Genomic DNA, 468 nt, shown 5'->3' on the forward strand with positions numbered 1-468 from the left:
GTCGAGCCACGCGGCCGTCGCCGAGGTGGCGGTGGTCGGCGTGACGGATGCGCTGAAAGGTCAGGCGGCGATGGCCTTCGTCGTACTGCGCGACGCGCAAGCCTTCGCGGACGGAAAGAAGCGCACGAAGCTCGAAGCCGAACTCACGGCGACGGTCGATCGCCAACTTGGCGCGATTGCCCGGCAGGCGCGCGAGGCGCTAGGGGAGACCGGCAGTAAAAAGAGCTAGGCCGCCGAACCGCGCGCCGCCAGAAAGCGCGTGAGAATCGCGTTCGAATACGTGCCGGCGATCTCCGTGAGAAAGGCCACGAACGAAGCTGGCGCGTGGTCGTCGGCGGTATCGGAAATGGTGCGCACGACCGCGCAAGGCACGCCGTATTCGTGGCAAACCTGCGCAATCGCCGCGCCTTCCATCTCGACCGCGAGCGCATCCGGCAACGCATCGCGCAAGGCCTGGACGCCTGCCGC

General features: G+C 67.5%; 1 protein-coding gene and 1 pseudogene. One reads left to right on the forward strand and one right to left on the reverse strand.

Going from position 1 to position 468, the window contains the following annotated elements; all coding sequences use genetic code 11:
* A partial coding sequence (locus tag FQ755_RS14285) for an AMP-binding enzyme (RefSeq protein ID WP_409937512.1) occupies positions 1–229 on the forward strand: 229 nt, incomplete at its 5' end.
* On the opposite strand, the pseudogene FQ755_RS14290 reads toward FQ755_RS14285, so the two are convergent.
* Positions 226–468: pseudogene (locus tag FQ755_RS14290) on the reverse strand (5'-methylthioadenosine/adenosylhomocysteine nucleosidase); the annotation flags it as partial. The gene FQ755_RS14285 and the pseudogene FQ755_RS14290 sit on opposite strands and share 4 nt — an antisense overlap.

It is taken from the genome of Paraburkholderia sp. BCC1885 (assembly GCF_900996235.1).
Taxonomy (GTDB): domain Bacteria; phylum Pseudomonadota; class Gammaproteobacteria; order Burkholderiales; family Burkholderiaceae; genus Paraburkholderia.